General features: G+C 61.8%; 19 protein-coding genes. 6 read left to right on the top strand and 13 right to left on the bottom strand.

The features are described 5' to 3' along the window. Positions 1-846 (top strand): fumarylacetoacetate hydrolase family protein, encoded by an 846-nt coding sequence (locus ACODTY_RS08980; RefSeq protein ID WP_488993942.1) that lies wholly within the window; start codon positions 1-3, stop codon positions 844-846. Between the two features lie 11 nt (positions 847-857). On the opposite strand, the gene ACODTY_RS08985 is transcribed toward ACODTY_RS08980, so the two are convergent. From ACODTY_RS08985 to ACODTY_RS09010, 6 genes are all read right to left on the bottom strand, one after another. After that, positions 858-1,856: an ABC transporter ATP-binding protein gene (locus ACODTY_RS08985; protein WP_488993943.1), complete on the bottom strand. Its 999-nt coding sequence runs from the start codon at positions 1,854-1,856 to the stop codon at positions 858-860. A gap of 9 nt (positions 1,857-1,865) precedes the next feature. Next, on the bottom strand, positions 1,866-2,927 hold the full coding sequence (locus ACODTY_RS08990) for a Gfo/Idh/MocA family protein (protein WP_488993944.1): 1,062 nt from the start codon (positions 2,925-2,927) through the stop codon (positions 1,866-1,868). Then, on the bottom strand, positions 2,924-3,763 hold the full coding sequence (locus tag ACODTY_RS08995; protein ID WP_488993945.1) for a carbohydrate ABC transporter permease: 840 nt from the start codon (positions 3,761-3,763) through the stop codon (positions 2,924-2,926). Before ACODTY_RS08995 ends, ACODTY_RS08990 begins: the two co-directional genes overlap by 4 nt. 11 nt (positions 3,764-3,774) lie before the next feature. Beyond that, positions 3,775-4,704 carry a carbohydrate ABC transporter permease gene (locus tag ACODTY_RS09000; RefSeq protein ID WP_488993946.1) on the bottom strand — a complete coding sequence of 310 codons (930 nt, stop codon included), beginning with the start codon at positions 4,702-4,704 and terminating at the stop codon, positions 3,775-3,777. A 203-nt stretch (positions 4,705-4,907) separates the two neighbouring features. Further along, positions 4,908-6,167 carry an ABC transporter substrate-binding protein gene (locus ACODTY_RS09005; RefSeq protein ID WP_488993947.1) on the bottom strand — a complete coding sequence of 420 codons (1,260 nt, stop codon included), beginning with the start codon at positions 6,165-6,167 and terminating at the stop codon, positions 4,908-4,910. 24 nt (positions 6,168-6,191) lie between these two features. Next, a complete protein-coding gene (locus ACODTY_RS09010; protein WP_488993948.1) occupies positions 6,192-7,130 on the bottom strand; it encodes an N-acetylmuramic acid 6-phosphate etherase in 939 nt (312 codons plus the stop codon). Between the two features lie 199 nt (positions 7,131-7,329). On the opposite strand from ACODTY_RS09010, the gene ACODTY_RS09015 reads away from it, so the two are divergent. From ACODTY_RS09015 to nagA, 4 genes are read left to right on the top strand one after another with little or no spacing between them, the layout of a single operon-like run. Further along, positions 7,330-8,214, top strand: a complete 885-nt coding sequence (locus ACODTY_RS09015) for a glucosamine kinase nucleotide-binding domain-containing protein (protein WP_488993949.1) — start codon at positions 7,330-7,332, stop codon at positions 8,212-8,214. After that, positions 8,207-8,995: a GntR family transcriptional regulator gene (locus ACODTY_RS09020; protein WP_488993950.1), complete on the top strand. Its 789-nt coding sequence runs from the start codon at positions 8,207-8,209 to the stop codon at positions 8,993-8,995. Before ACODTY_RS09015 ends, ACODTY_RS09020 begins: the two co-directional genes overlap by 8 nt. A gap of 17 nt (positions 8,996-9,012) precedes the next feature. Next, on the top strand, positions 9,013-10,023 hold the full coding sequence (locus ACODTY_RS09025; protein ID WP_488994000.1) for an SIS domain-containing protein: 1,011 nt from the start codon (positions 9,013-9,015) through the stop codon (positions 10,021-10,023). Continuing rightward, the gene (nagA, locus tag ACODTY_RS09030) at positions 10,020-11,183 is read left to right on the top strand and encodes an N-acetylglucosamine-6-phosphate deacetylase (RefSeq protein ID WP_488993951.1); all 1,164 of its coding nucleotides are present in this window, start codon (positions 10,020-10,022) and stop codon (positions 11,181-11,183) included. Before ACODTY_RS09025 ends, nagA begins: the two co-directional genes overlap by 4 nt. A gap of 12 nt (positions 11,184-11,195) precedes the next feature. On the opposite strand, the gene rpe is transcribed toward nagA, so the two are convergent. Further along, on the bottom strand, positions 11,196-11,873 hold the full coding sequence (gene rpe, locus ACODTY_RS09035) for a ribulose-phosphate 3-epimerase (protein ID WP_488993952.1): 678 nt from the start codon (positions 11,871-11,873) through the stop codon (positions 11,196-11,198). A gap of 169 nt (positions 11,874-12,042) precedes the next feature. Here rpe and ACODTY_RS09040 point away from each other — a divergent pair, with 169 nt between their 5' ends. Beyond that, the gene (locus ACODTY_RS09040; RefSeq protein WP_488993953.1) at positions 12,043-12,390 is read left to right on the top strand and encodes a hypothetical protein; all 348 of its coding nucleotides are present in this window, start codon (positions 12,043-12,045) and stop codon (positions 12,388-12,390) included. Here ACODTY_RS09040 and ACODTY_RS09045 read toward each other — a convergent pair. The 6 genes from ACODTY_RS09045 to ACODTY_RS09070 are packed head-to-tail and all read right to left on the bottom strand — an operon-like array spanning position 12,384 to position 21,033. Next, positions 12,384-13,334 carry a 2-hydroxyacid dehydrogenase gene (locus tag ACODTY_RS09045; protein ID WP_488993954.1) on the bottom strand — a complete coding sequence of 317 codons (951 nt, stop codon included), beginning with the start codon at positions 13,332-13,334 and terminating at the stop codon, positions 12,384-12,386. The genes ACODTY_RS09040 and ACODTY_RS09045 overlap by 7 nt on opposite strands. A gap of 16 nt (positions 13,335-13,350) precedes the next feature. Continuing rightward, entirely contained in the window at positions 13,351-14,979 is a 1,629-nt protein-coding gene (locus ACODTY_RS09050) for an ABC transporter ATP-binding protein (RefSeq protein WP_488993955.1), read from the bottom strand. Continuing rightward, positions 14,976-16,130, bottom strand: coding sequence for an ABC transporter permease (locus ACODTY_RS09055; protein ID WP_488993956.1), 1,155 nt, complete (start codon positions 16,128-16,130; stop codon positions 14,976-14,978). Before ACODTY_RS09055 ends, ACODTY_RS09050 begins: the two co-directional genes overlap by 4 nt. Beyond that, on the bottom strand, positions 16,127-17,230 hold the full coding sequence (locus ACODTY_RS09060) for a microcin C ABC transporter permease YejB (RefSeq protein ID WP_488993957.1): 1,104 nt from the start codon (positions 17,228-17,230) through the stop codon (positions 16,127-16,129). The genes ACODTY_RS09055 and ACODTY_RS09060 overlap by 4 nt, the downstream gene beginning before the upstream one ends. A 48-nt stretch (positions 17,231-17,278) precedes the next feature. Continuing rightward, positions 17,279-19,147, bottom strand: coding sequence for an extracellular solute-binding protein (locus tag ACODTY_RS09065; protein WP_488993958.1), 1,869 nt, complete (start codon positions 19,145-19,147; stop codon positions 17,279-17,281). Then, the gene (locus ACODTY_RS09070) at positions 19,147-21,033 is read right to left on the bottom strand and encodes an extracellular solute-binding protein (RefSeq protein ID WP_488993959.1); all 1,887 of its coding nucleotides are present in this window, start codon (positions 21,031-21,033) and stop codon (positions 19,147-19,149) included. Before ACODTY_RS09070 ends, ACODTY_RS09065 begins: the two co-directional genes overlap by 1 nt. Positions 21,034-21,069 lie beyond the last annotated feature (36 nt).

Here is a 21,069-nt window from a genome sequence, read left to right on the forward strand (position 1 = left end):
ATGAAACTGTTGCGATATGGCGAGACCGGGTCCGAAAAGCCGGGGCTTCTCGATGCGGACGGCACGATCCGCGATCTTTCAGGCCATGTCGCCGACATTGGCGGCAAGGCGATTGAACCGGCGTCGCTGGCAGCACTTGCCAAGCTCGATCCCAAGACGCTCCCGGCAGTCGCAGGCAGTCCGCGCATCGGGCCATGCGTTGCCAATGTCGGCAAGTTCATCTGCATCGGCCTCAATTATTCCGACCACGCAGCCGAAACCGGTTCCGCCGTTCCATCCGAACCGATCGTGTTCATGAAGGCGAATTCGGCCATCGTCGGCCCGAACGATGATGTGCTCATTCCACGCGGTTCGGAAAAGACCGACTGGGAGGTCGAACTTGCCATCGTCATCGGCAAGAGCGCCAAATACGTCTCCGAAGCCGACGCACTCGACTACGTTGCCGGCTACTGCGTCGCCCACGACGTTTCCGAGCGTGCTTTCCAGGTCGAGCGCAAGGGCCAGTGGACCAAGGGCAAGTCCTGCGACACCTTCGGTCCGATCGGACCGTGGCTGGTGACCAAGGACGAGGTTGCCAATCCGCAGGATCTCGGCATGTGGCTGAAGGTCAATGGCGAGACGATGCAGGACGGCACGACCAGGACCATGGTCTATGGCGTTTCCTACCTCGTCTCCTACCTCAGCCAGTTCATGTCGCTGCACCCCGGCGATGTCATCGCCACCGGCACACCGCCCGGCGTCGGCATGGGCAAGAAGCCGCCGCGCTATCTCAAGGCGGGTGACGTGGTCGAACTCAGCGTCCAAGGCCTCGGCACGCAGAAACAGACCTTCCGCGCAGACGCCTGAATATAAGAAAGCTACTTAACCGCCTGGCCGTCTTCGCCGAAGCGATAGGTCCTTGCCGGATCGGGCGTGGCATATAGCGTCGCGCCCGGCTCGGCATCGTAGACGCCAAAGACACGCACGGTGAGAAGCCCGGCCTTCTCGCAATCGAGATAGATGTTGGTGTCCGCGCCAAGATGCTCGGCATGGATCACCGTGCCTTTCCACGTCCCCTTCTTTGCATCGACCGAAAGGTGTTCCGGCCTGACGCCGATGGTCTTGACGCTTTCGCCAAGGCGCGCGCCGTCGATGAAGTTCATCTTCGGTGAGCCGATGAAGCCGGCAACGAACAGGTTTGCCGGCGAATTGTAGAGTTCCATCGGCGCGCCGACCTGCTCGATGCGGCCGGCGTTCAGCACCACGATCTTGTCGGCCAGCGTCATCGCCTCGACCTGGTCGTGGGTGACGTAGATCATCGTCGCCTTCAGCCGCCGATGCAGCTGCGCGATCTCGAGGCGGGTGTTGACGCGCAGCGCCGCGTCGAGGTTCGACAGCGGTTCGTCGAACAAAAACAGCTTTGGCTCGCGCACCACGGCGCGGCCGATGGCGACGCGCTGGCGCTGGCCGCCGGAAAGCTCGGCCGGACGCCGCTCGAGGTAAGGCTCCAGCGAAAGCATGGTTGAAGCGGCCGTGATGCGCTTGTCGATCTCGGCGGCTGGCGTGCCGGCCTGCTTGAGGCCAAGAGCCATATTGTTCCTCACCGTGAGGTGCGGATATAGCGCGTAGGTCTGGAACACCATGGCGATGCCGCGCTTGGCCGGCGGCGTGGAGGTGACCTCACTGCCATCGATGATGACACGCCCGGAGCTGGCATCCTCCAGCCCCGCTATGACGCGCAACAATGTCGACTTTCCGCAACCGGACGGCCCGACGAAGACCACGAACTCGCCGTCGGACACGGCAAGGTCGATGCCCTTCAGCACGTCGACCGGACCGAAGGACTTCTTCACGTTTTCGATGTTGAGAGAACCCACGGCGTTTTCCTATAGCTTGACGGCTTGACCGGTGCGCACGCTCTCATCGGCAGCGAGGCAGACGGCGAGCGATTTCACGGCATCGTCCATGTGACGGCTCAGATCGAGGTTTTCGCGGATCGCCTTCAAGACGAAGGCCTGCTCCAGATCGCACAGGTCCTGGTGACCCGGCTCACCCTGCATCGACAGCATCTCGTCGGGGCGGGCGAACTTGCCGTCGGCACCGATTCTGGCGCTGTGAAGGCGTATGGTCGATGTCTTGGTGTGGGTATCGATGTCGTCCGACTTCGCACCCTCGGCCATGACGATGGACACGCAGCCATTGGGCGAGATCACATCCTTCACGAAGAACGCGGTCTCCGAAATCATCGGCCCCCAGCCGGCCTCGTACCAGCCGACCGAGCCGTCATCGAACAGCACTTGCAGGTGGCCGTAATTGTACATGGTTGGTTCAATTTCGTCGCTGAGGCGCACACCCATGCCGCGGACCTCGACCGGTCGTGCGTCGGTGATCTGCAGCATGACGTCGAGATAGTGAACACCGCAATCGACGATCGGCGAGGTCGTCTGCATCAACTGCTTGTGCGTTTCCCAGGTAGGACCTGATGATTGCTGGTTGAGGTTCATGCGGAACACGTAAGGCCCGCCAAGTTTGCGCCCCTCGGCAATCAGCCGCATCCATGACGGGTGATGGCGCAATATGTAGCCGATCACCAGCTTGCGGTCGTTGGCCTTGGCGGCATCGACCACGCGCCGCGCATCGGCCACGGTCGTTGCCAGCGGCTTTTCCACGAAGACATGGCAACCGGCCTCGAATGCCTTCACCGCATAGTCGGCATGGCTGTCCGAATAGGTTGCGATGGAGGCAAGATCGGGCTTCTCCTCACGCAAGGCCTCGTCGAACGAACGGCGGATCTCGTGGCCCGCCAGTCCGCCCGGCAACGGCACATCGGAGCGGTTGACGAGCGCCGCGATCTCGAAGCCCGGATTGTTGTGATAGGCGAGCGCGTGGCTGCGGCCCATATTGCCGAGCCCGGCAACCACGACCCTGATCGGTTGTTCCTTGCTCACTTGACTGCTCCAGAGGTGATGCCGCGGATCAGCTGCCGCGAGAAGATGAGGTAGAGGATCAGCACCGGCAGGATGGCCAGCGACAGCGCAGCCAGCACCGCGTTCCAGTTGGTGACGTACTGGCCGATGAACATCTGTGCGCCGAGCGTGATGGTCTTCGTTCCTTCCGAAGGCGCAAGGATCAGCGGGAACCACAGGTCGTTCCAGATCGGGATCATGGTGAAGACGGCGACCGTTGCCATGGCGGGCCTCACCAGCGGCAGCACCAGCCGGAAGAAGATCGTGTATTCGGAGAGCCCGTCGATGCGTCCGGCATTCTTCAAATCGTCGGAAACCGTGCTCATGAACTCGGCCAGGATGAAAATGGCGAGCGGCAAGCCTTGAGCGGTGTAGACGAGGATGAGCGCGGTGAGCGTATTGACCAGCCCGCTTGCCACCATCAATTGCAATATGGCGACGGTGCCCAGCCGGATCGGGATCATGATGCCCAGCGCCAGATAAAGCCCCATCAGCTTGTTGCCGCGGAAGCGGTATTCCGAAAGCGCAAACGCTGCCATCGCGCCGAACAGCAATACGAAGAACAGCGAGGCGACCGTGACGATGAAGCTGTTCTGGAAATATTGCAGGAAATCGCCCTGCGCCAGCACGGTCCGGTAGCCGACAAGGTCGAACGTCTCGGTCGTCGGCGGCGCCATTGGCGTGCGGAAAATGGCATTGCGCGACTTGAACGAGTTGATGACGATGATGAACACCGGAAACAGCGCGATGATCGTGTAGGCGATCAGGATCGCATGCGCTGCCGCCGAGCGGGAAAATGAGTTGGTTGCTCTGCTCATCTCGCGTTCCCCTAGAACTGATACCGACGCAGGCGCGTCTGGATGAGGAACAGATAGATGCAGACGCCGACCAGGATGATGAGGAACATCATGGTGGCGATGGCCGCACCCATGTTGGGGTCGCCGACCTGCAACTGGAAGCCGAAAAAGGCCCGGTAGAGGAAGGTGCCCAGAATGTCGGTCGAATAGTTCGGACCGGCGAGTGCGCCCTGCGCCGAATAGATCAGGTCGAAGGCATTGAAATTGCCGACGAATGTCAGGATCGAGATGATGCCGATGGCCGGCAGGATCAGTGGCAGCTTGATCTTCCAGAACTGCGCCATGCCGGTAACGCCATCGCATTCGGCGGCCTCGATCACCTCGTCGGGGATCGACAGCATCGCGGCATAGATCAGCATCATCGGGATGCCGATGAACTGCCAGACCGAGATCAGGCCAAGCGTGGTCAGCGCATACTCTTCCTTGCCCAGCCAAGGCGTGAAAAAGCTCTTCAGGCCTATGAGGTCGAGCAGGTTGGGCGCAACGCCCCACAGCGGCGACAGGATCAGCTTCCAGGCAAAGCCGACGATGACGAAGGACAGGATGGTCGGGATGAAGATCGCCGTGCGGTAGAAAGCCGAGAAACGCAGCTTCGGGCTCGACAGAAGTGCGGCCAGCACGACGCCGATAGGATTTTGCACCAGCATATGGATGATGAAGAACCAGACATTGTTCCTCAACGCATTCCAGAAATTTGCCGACCAGTTGGGATCACCGAACAGGGTGCGGAAATTATCGAGGCCGACGAAGACCTGGCTTTGCGAGACATTGCGAAACAGCGCGAGTTGCAGCGTGCCGAACAGCGGCATGATCATGATGGCGGTGTAGACCAGCACCGCCGGCGCCAGGAAAATGGCGATGTGCCAGCGAAAGGGTCGCTTGTTTGCGGATGTCGCAGTCATGCCTTCGGCCTCCGACCGGTCTGGTCTTGCTGCAGCGCATGCGTCGGAATGATTACCCTCCCCCGTGCGGGGAGGGTCGAAGAGCAAACGCAACGCAGTGTAGTTTGCGAAACGGGGTGGGGGTCAATGCCGAAAAATTCGACCCCCACCCCGCTCACCTCGTTCGCGACCCTCCCCACAAGGGGGAGGGTAAGGCTCAGCGGTTACTTCGCCGGCTTGTACCAGCTGTCGAGACCGTCCTGCAGCTTCTTGCCGGCCACTTCCGGCGTATCGGTGCCGTTGATGACGTTGGCCGATTCAACCCAGGTTTCGTTCTCGAGGTTCGGCGTGCCGCGCGACAGGATCTGGTAGGTCGAGCGGATGGTCGACTTGCACTTGTCGCGCCAGGAAACGAATTCCTGGGCAAGCGGGTCGGCCATCTTCACCGGCGTCGAGTTCAGGCTGAAGAAGCCCGGCAGTGCATTGGCATAGATTTCCGCGAACTCGGGCGAAGCAACCCAGGACAGGAAGGTCTTGGCTGCATCCGGGTTCTTCGATGCGGCGTTGAGGCCGATGCCGATATCGGTGTGGTCGGAAATGTAGCAGGTATCGCCTGCCTTCCTCACCGGCGGCGGGAACGCACCCATCTTGAACTGCGCCTGGGTGTTGAAGACGGAGATTTCCCACGAGCCGGCCGGATAGATCGCGGCGCGACCCAGCGTGAACAGGTTCTGGCTGTCCGGGTAGGTCTGGGCTTCGAAACCGTCGCCGAGATAAGGCTTCCACTTGGCAAGCGTCGCATAGGGCTCGACCCACTGCGCGTCGGTCAGCTTCTGTTCGCCCTTGAGCAGCGCAAGGCGGCCTTCCTCGCCCTGCCAGTAATTCGGGCCGATGTTCTGGTAGCCCATGGTGGCTGCTTCCCACAGGTCCTTGGTGCCCATCGCCATCGGGATGTAGGTGCCGTCGGCCTTGATCTTGTCGAGTGCGGCAAAGAACTCTTCCTCGGTCGCCGGCGGCGTGATGCCCAGCTTGTCGAAGGCATCCTTGTTGTAGATGAAGCCATGGATGACGGACGCCATCGGCACGCAGAACGTTGCCTTGCCGTCGTCGGTCGTCCAGGCGGACTTGGCGACATCGGAGAAGTTCTCCATGCCGGGCAGGCTGGTGAGGTCGGCGAGCTTGCCCTTGGTGTAGAGGTCGAGCGAGGCGTCAAAAGGCCGGCAGGTGATGATGTCGCCAGCCGAGCCCGCATCGAGCTTGGCGTTCAGGGCGGCGTTGTATTCAGTCGGCGCGGATGGCGAAAACACCACCTTGATGCCCGGGTTCTTGGCTTCGAAGGCCGGGATCAGCTTGTCCTGCCAGATGGCGAGGTCGTCGTTGCGCCAGCTTTCGATGGTGAGCGTCGCGTCTTGTGCGAACGCGGCTCCGGCAGAGCAGAGAACGCTCGATCCAAGAAGAATTGCCGTCAAGAGTTTCGTATTCATGCTCAGTCTCCCTGTTGACCTTTGTCAGGTTCGGTTTTTGATGAGATCGGAGGTCGCCTGACCCTTGCTCCCCTCAATTGCGGAAAGGGCGGGCCGCAATTTCTGGCCCGTCCCGTCCAATAGTTTGCGCGCCGCTTCCGCGCTGGCGGCACCCGCCGCAAGCAGGATTGCCGTCTTCACCTGTCCGCCGCCGCGCTCCAGAAGCGCCTCTGCCTCATCCTTGCCGCGACCGGTAATCGCCGAGACGATGCGGCTGGCGCGGTCGCGCAGCTTCTTGTTGTCTGCGGTCAGGTTGATCATGTAGCCGTCATGGACGTGGCCGAGATGTATAGCGGCCAGCGTCGACATCATGTTGAGCGCAATCTTCTGGGCCGTGCCTGCACCCATGCGGGTCGAGCCGGCAATCACTTCCGGCGGTGTTTCGATGAGGACGGCAACGTCCGCTTTCGCAAACAGCGGCGCGTTCTTGTTGTTGGCGATTGCGATCGTTGCAGCGCCGTTGGCCTTCGCGACCTCGAGCGCCCGCACCGCATAAGGCGTCGATCCGCTGGCCGAGATGGCGATGACGCAATCGGCGGGACCTGCGCCGGCGTCTGCAACTGCTTTTTCGGCTTCGGCGGTATCGTCTTCAGGTCCGCCGGCAAGATTGTGAAGTGCCTCGTCGCCACCCGCGATCAGGATCACGATACGGTCGCGCGCAATGCCATAGGTTCCGGGAAGCTCCAGCGCATCCGCCAGCGCCATCAGGCCGGAACTGCCTGCTGCGGCGTAGATCAACCGGCCACCGCTTGCCAATCTGTCGGCTATCAGGCGTGCGGCGGAAGCAATCTGCGGAACGGAATTCTTGACCGCCATTGCCGCTTCAATCTGGGCATCGGCAAGCGCAGAAAGCACGACGTGCGGCGGCTGGATATCCAGCCCCTCGGCACTCCTGTGCAGCGCTTCCGTGCGCATTTCCGCCATCCCAATTCCTCCACTGACAAAACAATACCAAAAAAATACCACTTGTCCACACGCATTAATGATTTCTCTCACCTAAAACGTGCAGCGCGCCATAAACCCTATATTTTTCAATAGAATACGTCTTAATCTTTTCGAAACGGAAATTAAGACTTGGCTATTGGTATTTTATTGGTATCATCCAGTCAGTGGAGGCATCATCGTGAATTTCGTGCTCGGCATAGACGGCGGCGGCACCAGTTGCAGGGCAGCGCTTGCGACGGCGGATGGCGTGGTCATCGGGCGCGCCAAGAGCGGTGCCGCCAACATCCGCACCGACCTGACCGGCGCGCGCACGCACATCGTCGAGGCGGCAAGGCTGGCCATCCTCGATGCCGGCAAGGACACCGAACTCCTATCTAAGACACCTGCCGTGCTCGGCTTGGCGGGAGCCAATGTCGGCACCTACCGCCAGCAATTGCAGGCGATCCTGCCATTCAGACAAAGCCGTGTTGAAACTGACGCGGAAATCGCGCTCGAAGGCGCGATCGGCGATGGCGACGGCGCAATCGCCGTGCTCGGCACCGGCTCGGCCTATATGGCGCGCAAGGCAGGCAAATCGCGCGCCATCGGCGGCTGGGGCTTCCAGGTTGGCGACCAGGCCAGCGGCGCGCGGATCGGGCGCGACCTCCTGGAGCAGACCCTTCTCGCCCATGACGGCATTCGCGAGGCATCCCCCCTGACGCGGGAGATGCTCGCGGTGTTTCGCAGCGATCCGCAGGACGTCGTCGAGTTCACCACCAATGCCAAGCCCGGCGACTTCGGCGGCTTCGCGCCGAAGGTGTTCGAGCACGCCGCCAAGGGCGATGTCGTCGCAATCTGGATTGTCGACAAGGCAGTTGCCGACGTCGAAGCCTCGCTCGCCGTGCTGAAGCTCGAAGCCGGTGACGCCTTGTGCCTGCTCGGCGGATTGGCCGGGCTCTATGCGCCGCGCTTGTCGGCAAAATATCAGGCCCTGCTGCGATCGCCGCTCGACGATGCGCTCGGCGGGGCCGTGCGCATGGCCGCGCGCGTTTTCGCCCCCTCGACGGAGGCGGCGAATGGCTGACGTCTCCGACCAGATGTTCGGCGGACTGAAGCAGGCGGGCCAGAGCGGCCTGCCGCTCTACCTCCAGCTTCGCAAGAGCATCGAAGACGCGGTCAAGACCGGGCTGATCGGCCCCGGAGACGCCCTGCCATCCGAGCGCGATATCGCCACCAAGGCCGACATTTCGCGCGTTACCGTGCGCAAGGCGGTGCAGGACCTGGTTAAGGGCGGCATCCTCGTCCAGCGCCATGGTTCGGGCACCTTCGTCGCGCCACGCGTCGAGCGCGTCGAGCAATCGCTGTCGCGGCTCACCTCCTTTACCGAAGACATGGCGCGCAGGGGCATGGCCGTGCGCTCGGCATGGCTCGACCGTGGCGTGTTCACGCCCTCGCCGGAAGAAATCATGGCGCTTGGCCTGTCGTCCAAGGAGCTGGTTTCGCGCATAGCGCGCCTGCGCATCGCCGACGATACGCCACTTGCCATCGAGCGGGCCTCGCTGTCGTCCTCGATCCTGCCCGATCCTTCGGCAATCGATTTCTCGCTCTACGCCACGCTTGGAAAAACCGGCAACCGCCCGGTCAGGGCGGTGCAGCGGATTTCGGCAGCCAACCTCAACGAGACCGATGCAAGGCTGCTGGATGTGCAACCCGGCGTGGCGGGACTGCACATCGAGCGCATCTCCTATCTGGCAAGCGGCAAGGTGGTGGAGTTCACCCGCTCGATCTATCGCGGAGACGCCTATGATTTTGTCGCGGAGTTGCGCCTAAGCGCGCCCGGCGAAGAAACAGGAGACCGTTCGTGACGGCAACCAAGACGCATATGCGCAGCGAGATCGAGGAGATACCGCTAGCGGTCGCGCGCCTGCTCGACGGCTCGGCACCGGCGCTCATCGAAGCAGGGCGAGGCATACGCGAACTTGATCCCAACTTCATCGTCACCGTCGCGCGCGGCTCGTCCGACCATGCTGCAACATTCCTGAAATACGCCATTGAGCTGACCGCCGGACTGGCGGTGGCTTCCATAGGCCCCTCGGTGGCCTCCATCTACGGCGCCAAGCTAAGGCTGAACGGTTCTGCCTGCGTCGCCGTCTCGCAATCCGGCAAAAGCCCCGACATCGTCGCCATGGCCGAAAGCGCAAAACAGCGTGGGTCGCTGACAGTTGCGCTGACCAACACAGCGGACTCGCCGCTGGCACGCACCTGCGCCTATTCCATCGACATCCTCGCCGGACCGGAGCGCAGTGTCGCCGCCACCAAGACCTTCGTGAACTCGGCGGTTGCAGGCCTTGCGCTGATGGCGCACTGCACGAATGACGAGACGCTGCTTGCCGCCTTGCGGGAACTGCCGGCCAAGCTCGAACAGGCCATCTCTTGCGACTGGATGGCGCTTGCCGGCGCGCTTGAAGGCCAGAGGTCGCTATTCATCCTCGGCAGGGGGCCGTCCTTCGCTATTGCCAGCGAAGCGGCGCTGAAATTCAAGGAAACCTGCGCCATGCATGCGGAAGCCTACAGCACCGCCGAGGTGATGCACGGTCCGCTTGCGCTGGTGGGGCCGAAATTCCCGGTCCTGTCACTTGCCTCACGCGATGCCGCTGAAAAATCCGTCGCCGACACCGCCGACGCCCTGGCTGCAAAGGAAGCGGCGGCCTTCGCCACGACGACCCTTGTCAACCGCGCCTACCAGCTTCCCCACGTCGCCACTGGCCATCCGCTTACCGAGCCGCTGGCGCTGATCGTTTCCTTCTACGCCTTTGTCGAGGCATTCGCCCGCCACCGCGGCCTTAACCCCGATGCGCCGCCCAATCTGCACAAGGTGACCGAAACCGTATGACCGGCCGCTTCGCACTTGCAGCTACGAGGATCTTCGACGGCGACGCCTGGCATGAGGATGGGGCGCTGATCGTCGCCGATGGCATTGTCGAAGCGATTGTCCCGCGAAGCTCATTGCCCGCCGAGATGCGCGTGGTCGAAGACAAAAGCGCCATTCTCGCGCCCGGCTTCATCGACCTTCAGGTCAATGGCGGCGGCGGCGTGATGCTGAACGATCATCCCGATGTCGCCTCGATCAAGACGATCTGCGCGGCGCATGCGCCGTTTGGAACAACAGCACTTTTGCCGACGCTCATTACCGATACGCCGGACATCACCGCAGCCGCCGTCGCGGCGGGCAAGGCTGCGGCCAAGGACAAGATACCCGGCTTCCTCGGCCTGCATCTGGAAGGTCCGCATCTGTCGCTGGCGCGCAAAGGCGCGCATGACCCCAAGCTCATCCGCCCGATGACGGAAAGGGACCAGTCCGCCCTGATTGCTGCCAGGGACGGCCTGCCGGTGCTTCTGACCACCATTGCGCCTGAATCGGTGACAGCGGATCAGGTCGGCAAGCTGGTGCAAGCCGGTATCGTCGTCAGTCTCGGCCATTCCGACGCCGGCTTTGCCACGGCGCGCGCCTATGCACATGCAGGCGCTTCGGTCGTCACCCACCTTTTCAACGCGATGAGCCAGATCGGCAACCGCGAGCCGGGTCTTGCAGGTGCCGCCATCGACACAGGTCGCCTTTCCGCCGGCCTGATCGCCGACGGCATCCATGTAGATCCGGCCACGATCGGCATCGCGCTTCGGGCAAAGTCGGGGCCAAGCCACATTTTCCTCGTCACCGATGCGATGGCGACCATCGGCACCGACATGACGTCATTCACCCTCAACGGCCGCACCATCTACCGCAAGGACGGCAGCCTGCGTCTCGCCGACGGCACGCTTGCCGGCGCCGATCTCGACATGATCTCGGCGGTCCGCTTCATGCATGAGGTCATCGGGCTGGAACTCGCGGAAGCGCTGCGCATGGCCTCGACCTACCCGGCCGAAGCCGTCGGGCAATCGCACCGCATCGGTCGGCTGGCCAAGGGTCAGGCAGCGAACATCGTCGCGCTTTCGCAAAAGCTCGCCGTCGAAGCTACTTGGATCGACGGCAACAAGGTGTTCGCCAAGACCTGATTTTCGCGTGGCTTAGACCGCCGCAGCATCAGCCGCGGCGCGGATCGCGGCGATGTTCTTGCGATAGGCCTCGAAGCCGTCGCCCTTGAACACGGCAGCACCAGCCACCAGAACGTCGGCACCGGCAGCGGTCACCAGCGGCGCGGTTTCCGCCGTCACGCCGCCGTCGATCTCGATATGGATCGGCCTACCCCCGATCATCGCCTTCACGCGCTTGACCTTATCCACCATCGCCGGGATGAAGGCCTGTCCGCCGAAGCCCGGATTGACCGTCATTATCAGGATTAGGTCGAGCCGGTCGAGCACATATTCAATGGCGCTTTCAGGCGTGGCCGGATTGAGCGAGACGCCGGCCCTCTTGCCAAGGTTGCGGATGGTCTGCAGCGAGCGATCGAGATGGGGACCGGCTTCGGCATGGACGGTGATGCCGTCGCAGCCCGCTTCCGCAAACGCAGCCAGATAAGGGTCGACGGGTGCAATCATCAGGTGGCAGTCGAAATAGGCCTTGGTGCGGTTGCGGATCGCCTTGATGACCGGCGGGCCGAAGGTGATGTTGGGCACGAAGTGGCCGTCCATCACGTCAAGATGCACCCAGTCAGCGCCAGCGGCCACCACGGCCTCGACCTCGTCGCCGAGTTTGGAAAAGTCGGACGACAGCACCGACGGTGCGATCAGGGTTTTTCCGCTCATGGCTGGCCTTTCGCGATTGCTGGAGATTTTGGCGATTGCCTAAAGCCACAGACCCAACTTGTCGAGTGGATTGCTACAGGTTCCCCATGTTCAGGATTTCAACCGCTGCCCCGACAAAGCCAAAATCCTGCCGCACTCAACGCCGGTAAACGAATTTCCGGAGCGCAATGTGAAATCGGCTTTAGCGGCGTCTGTTCTGTGCCTGACCGTCAGCGGTTGCGCCAACTCGCTGGTTGCGGACCAGGACCGCAATGTCGCCTCCGCGCTGCCCTATGACAGCGTGGATTGCGCAACGCTGCTGACCGAGCGGGACCAGCTTGCCCGGCGCTACAATCTTTCCATCAACGCCAAGCCGGTTTTCGCCAAGTCCGCGATGGGCCTGGGGCCGGTAACGCCCGACATACGTTCGAACAGCCGCCGCGATGTAGAAAAGGCAAGCGGCGAGATATATGCGATGAACCGTTCGCTCTCGCGGCGCAAATGTGACGGCGCGGTTCAAACCTTGGCGGTTCAGTAGCCCGCGCTGCGGTCGACCACGTTCTGCAACGGTTCGCCGCGTTCGAAAGCCGACATCTGCCGCAACATGATCGGCACCAGATGATTGGGGTCCGATGTCGCCGCAGCATGCGGCGTCGCGAAGATCTTCGGGTGGTTCCAGATCGGGCTGGTCTTGGGCAGCGGCTCCACCTCGAACACGTCGAGGCTTGCCTCCTTCAACGTGCCATCATCCAGCGCGCGCACGATGTCGGCATCCTTCTGCAACCGTCCGCGCCCGGCATTGATCAGCACCGCGCCGCCCAAGCCATTGCGCCGGCGCAATTGCTTGAGCAAACCGTAGTTGACGATACCCTGCGTTGCCGGCGTCAGCGGCAGCAGGACCACGAGGATGTCGGTGGCGTTGAGGAACGGCACGAGACCGTTGTCGCCATTGAAGGTGGACACCCCCGGCATCTGCTGTTCCCTGCGCGACCAGCCATTGACCCGGAAGCCAAGTGAAGACAGCGCTTGGGCTGCGGCCCGGCCGAGACTGCCGAGCCCCATGATGCCGACGGAAATGTCGTTGGCCGTGCGCTGCGGCGGCTCATGCCAAATTTTCTTCTTCTGCTGGCCCTCGTACAGCATCGCCTGGCGATGGTGGTCGAGCACCCGCCAGACGACGAACTCGACCATGTGCTGGGTCAGATTTTCGGCCACCACCTTGATGATCGGAACATCCGGCACCGTCTTGTCGGCCATGATGTGATCGACGCCGGCGCCGATGGAAAAGATCGCGCGAAGATTGGGCAGCTTGGTCAAAAGATTGGGCTTCTGCTTCCACACCACCGCATAGTCGATCGACGGGTCGGCGGCTCCGTTCGGTTCCAGCACCACCTCGCGCTCGGCCGACAGAAGCTCATGCCAGCGTTGCGGATGAAAGCCGGTTACGGCGAGCAGGACACGGCCCTTGTCGAGTGTCGGCATTCTATGCCCCTTGGTTCTATTCGCTCACAACGCCGACCGGGGCCGTTTCGATCCTGAAAGCGGCCGACATCAGCGCCTTTGTATAGTCGGTTTGCGGGTTGCCGAATATCTGCTCGGAGGGGCCCGCTTCGACAATCTTGCCGTTGCGCATGACGATGACGTGGTTGGCCAGCGCGCGCACCACCTTGAGATCATGGCTGATGAACAGGTAGGCCAGATTATGCTTGGCCTGCAGGTTGCGCAAAAGGTCGACGACCTGCGCCTGCACGCTCATGTCGAGCGCCGAGGTCGGTTCATCCAGCATCACGAAGCGCGGCTTCAGAACCATGGCGCGGGCAATGGCGATGCGCTGACGCTGACCGCCGGAGAATTCGTGCGGATAGCGGAAGCGGGTGGCGGGGTCGAGCCCGACCTCGCCAAGCACCGCGACAACGCGCCGGTCACGCGCCTCCGGCGACAGTTTCGGCTCGTGAATCTTCAAGCCCTCTTCGATGATTTCCGACACCGACATGCGCGGGCTCAGCGAACCGTAAGGGTCCTGAAACACGATCTGCAGTTCATGACGAAGCGGCCGCATGTCGTTGAACGACAGCTTGTTGATGTCGCGGCCATCGAACCGGATTGTGCCGGTGGACGAGATCATGCGCGCCAAGGCAAGGCCGAGCGTGGTCTTGCCGGAACCGGACTCGCCGACGACGCCAACCGTCTGGCCTTCGCGCACCGTTATGTCGATGCCATCGACCGCCTTCACATGGTCTACCGTCTTGCGAAAGAAGCCCTGCTTGATCGGGAACCAGACCTTGACGTCGTCGCCCGCCATGACCGGCTTGGCGTCATCGTTCGCGGCCGGCGGCTTGCCCTTCGGCTCGGCGGCAAGCAGGTGGCGCGTATAAGCGTGCTGCGGGTTGTCGAAGATTTCAGCGGTCGGCCCGGTCTCGACGATCTTGCCCTTGGTCATCACGCAGACGCGGTCGGCAATCTTGCGCACGATGCCAAGATCATGGGTGATGAACAGCATCGACATGCCGTTCTTTTCCTTGAGCTTTGCCAGCAATTCGAGGATCTGCGCCTGCACGGTGACGTCGAGCGCCGTCGTCGGCTCGTCGGCAATCAGAAGCTCGGGTTCGTTGGCGAGCGACATGGCGATCATCACGCGCTGGCGTTGACCACCCGACAGTTGGTGCGGATAGGCGGACAGCCGCTTTTCCGGGTCGCGGATGCCGACTTCCTTCAACAGGTCGAGCGTGCGCTGCCGTGCCTCGCTCTGGCCCATGCCCCGGTGCAATTCCAGAACTTCGACAATCTGCTGCTCGATCGTGTGCAGCGGATTGAGCGAGGTCATCGGCTCCTGGAAGATCATGGTTATCTTGTTGCCGCGTACCTTTCGCAACGCCTTCTCATCCAGCGCCAACAGGTCCTTGCCGTCGAACTCGATCTGGCCGGATGGGTGGCTGGCCGCCGGATAGGGCAAGAGCTTCAGCACCGAGAGCGCCGAGACCGATTTTCCGGAACCGGATTCGCCCACCAATGCCACCGTTTCGCCCTTGGCGATGTCGAAGGACACGTGATCGACGGCAAGCGAGGTGCTGCCGCCTTGCGAAAAGGCGACGGACAGATCGCGGACGGACAGAAGCGGCGCGCTCATCTGAACGTCTTTCGCGGATCGAAGGCGTCGCGCGTCGCTTCACCGACGAAAATCAGCAGCGACAGCATGATCGACAGCGTGGCAAAGCCGGTGATGCCAAGCCACGGCGCGTTGAGGTTGCGCTGGCCCTGCTTCAACAGTTCGCCGAGCGATGCCGAGCCTGGCGGCAGGCCGAAGCCGAGGAAATCGAGCGAAGTCAGCGTCGAGATCGAGCCGTTGAGGATGAACGGCAGGAAGGTCAGCGTCGCCACCATGGCGTTGGGCAACAGATGGCGGAACATGATGGTGCGGTTGGGCACGCCCAGCGCGCGCGCCGCGTTGACATACTCGAAGTTGCGGGCGCGCAGGAATTCCGCCCGCACGACGCCGACAAAGGCGACCCATGAAAACAGGAGCATCAGCCCGAGCAGGATGAAGAAACCGGGCGGCAATATCGCCGCCACGATCAGCAGCAGGTAAAGCACCGGGATCGCCGACCAGATTTCGATGAAACGCTGGAAGATGAGGTCGGTCCAGCCGCCGAAATAGCCCTGCACAGCGCCTGCCGATACGCCGATGACCGCCGAGCCTATCGTCAGGATCAGGCCGAACAGCACCGAGATGCGGAAGCCATAGATGGCGCGCGCCAGCACGTCGCGGGCCTGGTCGTCGGTGCCGAGCCAGTTCCAGTTGCCGACGATGCAGTTCGGGTCGGCCTCGCCTTGCGGCAACTGGCTGCAGCGCGCCTTGACGTCATATTGCCATGACGGCTTGGCGGGTGCTGCTTCGGGCACGAAGTTGTTGACGGTGCGGTAGGAATAGCGGATCGGCGGCCAGATCATCCAGCCATTGGCGTTGATCTCGTCCTGGATGACCGGATCGCGGTAGTCGGTGACGGCATAGAAGCCGCCGAACTTTTCTTCCGGATAGTCAACCAGCACCGGGAACAGGATCTCGCCCTTGTAGGAGGCGAGGACCGGCTTGTCGTTGGCGATGAATTCGGCAAACAGCGACAAAACGAACAGAAGCAGGAAAATCCACAGCGACCAGTAACCGCGCCGGTTGGCCTTGAAGTTTGCCCAGCGGCGCTGGTTGAGCGGCGAAATCCACGGACGCTTGCCGCGCGCCTCTTCCACCACCGCCGCACCTGCCGTGTCGACATCCGTCGTCATACGTCTCTCCGCTCGAAGTCGATGCGCGGATCGATCCACGTATAGGTGAGGTCGGAGATCAGGCTGATGACGAGGCCGATGAGCGAGAAAATATAAAGGTTGGCGAACACCACCGGATAGTCGCGCTCAACCACCGAGCGGAAGCCGAGCAGGCCAAGCCCATCCAGCGAGAATATGTTCTCGATCAAAAGCGATCCGGTGAAGAAGGCCGAGATGAAAGCGCCGGGAAAGCCTGCGATGACGATCAGCATGGCGTTGCGGAACACGTGCCCGTAAAGCACCTGCCGCTCGGACAGGCCCTTGGCGCGCGCCGTCACCACATATTGCTTGCGGATTTCATCGAGGAACGAGTTTTTGGTCAGCAAGGTCGTGGTGGCGAAGGCCGACAGCACCATCGCCGTCAGCGGCAGCGCCAGATGCCAGAAATAGTCGAGGATGCGTGCCGGCCACGACATTTGTTCCCAATTGTCGGAAGTCAGCCCGCGCAGCGGGAACCAGTCATAGAACGAGCCGCCGGCGAAAAGGATCATCAAAAGGATGGCAAACAGGAAGCCCGGAATGGCATAGCCGACAATGACGATGCCGCTGGTCCAGACATCGAAGGCCGAGCCGTCCTTGACCGCCTTCCTGATGCCGAGCGGAATGGAAATCAGGTATGAAATCAGCGTGATCCACAGCCCGAGCGAGATCGACACCGGCATCTTTTCCAGGATCAGGTCGACCACCGAAATGTCGCGGAAATAGCTGTCGCCGAAGTCGAAGCGGGCATAGTCCCACAGCATCTTGCCGAAGCGCTCGAGCGGCGGCTTGTCGAAGCCGAACTGCTTTTCCAGCTTGGCGATGAACTCAGGGTCGAGGCCCTGCGCGCCGCGATATCTTGAACCGGCATCGCTACCGACATCGAGGTTTCCGCCCGCGATGTCGCCGCCACCACCGCCGCCGATGCGGTCGCTGGCGTCACCGCCCTGCCCGCTCAGCTTGGCGATGACCTGCTCGACGGGGCCGCCGGGCGCAAACTGGATGACAGCGAAGGAAATGGCCATGATGCCGAGCAGGGTCGGTATCATCAAAAGCACGCGGCGCAGGATATAGGCACCCATCAGGCGGCTCTCACGGTCGCCCTAGGTGGCCGGCGCTTCTTTGCAATTTCACCCCTTACCAATCTTGGCCGCCTTGTCCTGATCGAACCACCACAGCGCTTCCATCGCAAACCCGTAATCCGGCTTCGGCTCCTTGAACCCGAACATATCCCAGAACGCGACGCGGTGATTCGCCGAATACCAACTTGGAATCCAGTCCATGCGTGCGCGCAAGACCCGATCGAGCGAACGCAGCACTGTTGTCAGTTGCGCACGGTCCTTGACGCCATCGATCGCCTCGACAAGCGCATCGACCGCCGGGTCGACCGTGCCGGGCAGATTGCGCGATCCCTGCAGGTTGGCCGAGCGCGAATGGAAGATGCCGTCCATGCCCTCGCGTGTCGGCGTCGGCGAAAACAGCACCGCCATTGCGATCATGTCGAAATCGAAACTGGCCTGCCGCGCCTGATGCTGCGCCGATTCGACGAGGCGGATCGAGGCGTCGAAGCCGACGGCCTTCAGGTTGCCCACCCACGGCGTATAGACGCGCACCAGCCCGTCGTCATCGGCGAGGAATTCCAGCTTGAACGTTTCGCCAGCGGCATTCTGGAAGAACTCGCCGGCCCGTTTCCAGCCAGCGTCCTTCATCAGGTTCTGCGCTTCACGCAAAAGCTTGCGGTCGCGGCCGCTGCCGTCGGAAGCAGGCAGCGAATAGACCTCTGCGAACACTTCAGGCGGGAGCTTGTCGCGCAACGGCTCAAGCAACGCCAGTTCCTCAGCGGAAGGAACGCCGGTCGCCCTGAATTCCGACTTCTCGAAATTCGACTGTGAGCGATCATAGAGACCGTAGAACAGCGATTTGTTGGTCCATTCGAAGTCGAAGCACAGCGCAATGGCGCGGCGCACCCTGACGTCGCGAAACCGTTCGCGCCGCTGGTTCATGGCGGTGCCGTACATCAGCGGGCGCTTTTCCGAAGGGAATTCGCGCTTGACCACCTTGCCGGCGGTGAGCGCGGGAAAGTCATAGCCGGTCGCCCACACGCGAGACGTTGCCTCCTCGCGGAACGCGACGTCGCCCTTCTTGAACGCCTCGAACGCGGCCTGGCGGTCGCCGTAGAACTCGATGCGCAGCTTGTCGAAATGGAACTGCCCCTTGTTCACCGGCAGATCGCGGCCCCAATAGTCGCCAACCCGCCCGTATTCGATGGTCTGGCCGGCCTGCACATGCCCAACCTTGTAGGGGCCCGAGCCAAGCGGGGCCTTCATGCGCGAACTGTCGAACGGCGCGCTCGCGAAATAGGCCTTGGACAGGATCGGGAACGTCGCGACGTCCAAAATGGTGCGCGCAGACTGCTTGCCGGAAAAGGTCAGCCGCAAGGTGCCGGCATCGAGCGCGGTTGCCGCCGTCAATTCCTTCAGCGGCAGGGAAAGGTCCGGGTGTCCCTCTTCCTTTAACAGGTTGTAGGTGAAGGAGGCATCCTCGGCGGTCAGCGGCGAGCCGTCATGCCAGCGCGCCTGCGGCCGCAGTGCAAAATCGAAACTGTTGCGGTCGTCAGAGATCGTGACCGATTCCGCCAGTTGCCCGTAGATCGAATCCGGCTCGTCCAGCGCGCTGACCATCAGCGAATCGAAACACATTTCCATGCGCGGCGGCGCGTCGCCCTTGGACACGAAGCTGTTCAGCGTGTTGAAGGTCTGGGGGTTCTGGTTGAACAGCCATTGCGACGGGCCGAAATTGAATGTCCCGCCCTTCGGGGCATCGACGTTTACATAGTCGAATTGCGAAAAATCGGCGGGATACTTCAACTCTCCAAAAGCGGACAGGCCATGCAGTCTCTCCCCCGTCGGGGTGCTGGCAAAGGCCTTTCCAGGCAAAACCGCCGCTGCTGCCGCTGCGGCGCCCAGCCCGAGAAAGCCACGACGATGCAGGCCGGCCATCAGTTGCCGCTCTTGTACTTGGCGGCGAGGGCCTTTTCCTTCTCGGTATCGATCCACCATGAATCAATATCCGGACCGACATAGGTCGGCTGCTTGTCGGGAATGCCGAACTTGTTCCAGTAGGCCAGCCAGACGTCAGGCCGGGTGAACTGCGGCACGACGTAGAAATTCCACAACAGAACACGGTCTAGCGCATGAGTGGCCGCAATGAGGTCATCCCTGTCGCTGGCGAAAATGACCCGATCGACCAGCGCATCCACGATCGGGTCCTTGATGCCGGAGTAGTTGCGCGAACCGGGCGCATCCGCAGCCCTTGAGCTCCAGAAGTCGCGCTGCTCGTTACCGGGCGAATCCGATTGCGGCAACACCGCCGTGATCATGTCGAAATCGAACTCGTTGACGCGGTTCACATATTGCGACTGGTCGACGAACCTCAGCGACGCGTCGATGCCGATTTTCCTCAGCATGGTCACATATGGCATCAGCGTCGCTTCCGCCCCTTGCCTGAAGTCGAGGATCTCGAAGCGGAATGGCGTGCCGCTTTCAGCGTTCACCATCTTGCCGCCTTTGATGACCCAGCCGGCCGAGGCAAGCAAATCTACCGCCTGCTTGAGGATCTTCCGTTCCGCTTGCGGCGTGTCGAAGGCGGGGAGTTTCCATTCCTGTGTGAACAGTTCAGGCGGCAGCTTGTCCTTGTACTGGTCGAGAATCTCCAACTCCTTGCCTTGCGGCAGGCCGCTGGAGGCGAGGTCGCTGCCCATGAAATAGCTGGTGATGCGGGTATTGAGGCCGAAGGACTGCGTGCGGTTGATGGTATCGAAATCGTTCAGGTAGGAGAGCGCCTGGCGCACCCGCCGATCCTGGAAAAGCGGGCGGCGCGTGTTCATCGCGTAGCCCTGCATATTGGCGCGCGACATCGCCTTGAACTCCGCCTTGATGACGTCGCCCGCCTTCAGCGCCGGGAAATCATACTTGGTCTTCCAGTCCCGACCGCTGTTTTCCGTGTTGATGTCCTGCAGGCCGCCCTTGGTGAAGGCCAGCCACTCGGCATTTTCGTCGAGGAAATAGGTGTAGCGGCGCGTATCCCAGTTCTCGCGGCCGATCTTGACCGGCAGCTTGGCAGCCCAATAGTCCGGCACCCGCTCCCACACGATCTCCGAGCCCGGCTTGAAACTCTTGATCCTGTAGGCGGCGGAGCCGAGAGGAATTTCCAGCGTCGACTTGGTGACATCGCGCTTCTTGCCGATGGCGTCGGTGCCCTCCCACCAATGTTTCGGCAGCACCGCCAGATCGCCGATAATCTTCGGCAACTCGCGATTACCCTTCTGGTCGAAGGTGAACTGGACCTCGCGGTCGGAAATCGCCTTCGCTTCCGTCACGTTTTCGAAATAGCGGTTGTACATCGGGCTGTTGGCCTTCAGCACGTTGAAGGACCAGACAACGTCATCGACCGTGATCGGCTGGCCGTCATGCCATTTGGCGCGCGGATCCAGCCGATAGGTCGCCGACGAATAGTCGTCCGGATATTTGTACGCATCGGCAATCAACGGATGCGAGACGCTGCCTTCGTCGGTGGCCTGCTCCATCAGTGTGTCGTAGAGCAGCCCGCCGCCCAGTTGCGAGAATCCTGCCGCGGCCGAGCCCTGGACAATGTAGGGATTGAAGCTATCGAAAGTGCCCAGCACCGTGGAATTCAGCGTGCCGCCCTTCGGTGCATCCGGGTTCACGTAGTCGTAGTGCTGGAAGTTTTCGCCATATTTGGATTCGCCGATCAGGGAGGAGGTCGTGCGCCATTCGTCTGCGGCATGACTGACTGCAGGACCTAGGGGCAACAATGCCGCCGCCAGAGCCGCTACCGCCCAGATGCCCGATCGGTGAAACCTCATTCTATCCCCTTTGGAACGTACCCAGCCAGTCTAGAG

This window comes from Mesorhizobium sp. FG116 (assembly GCF_057809835.1).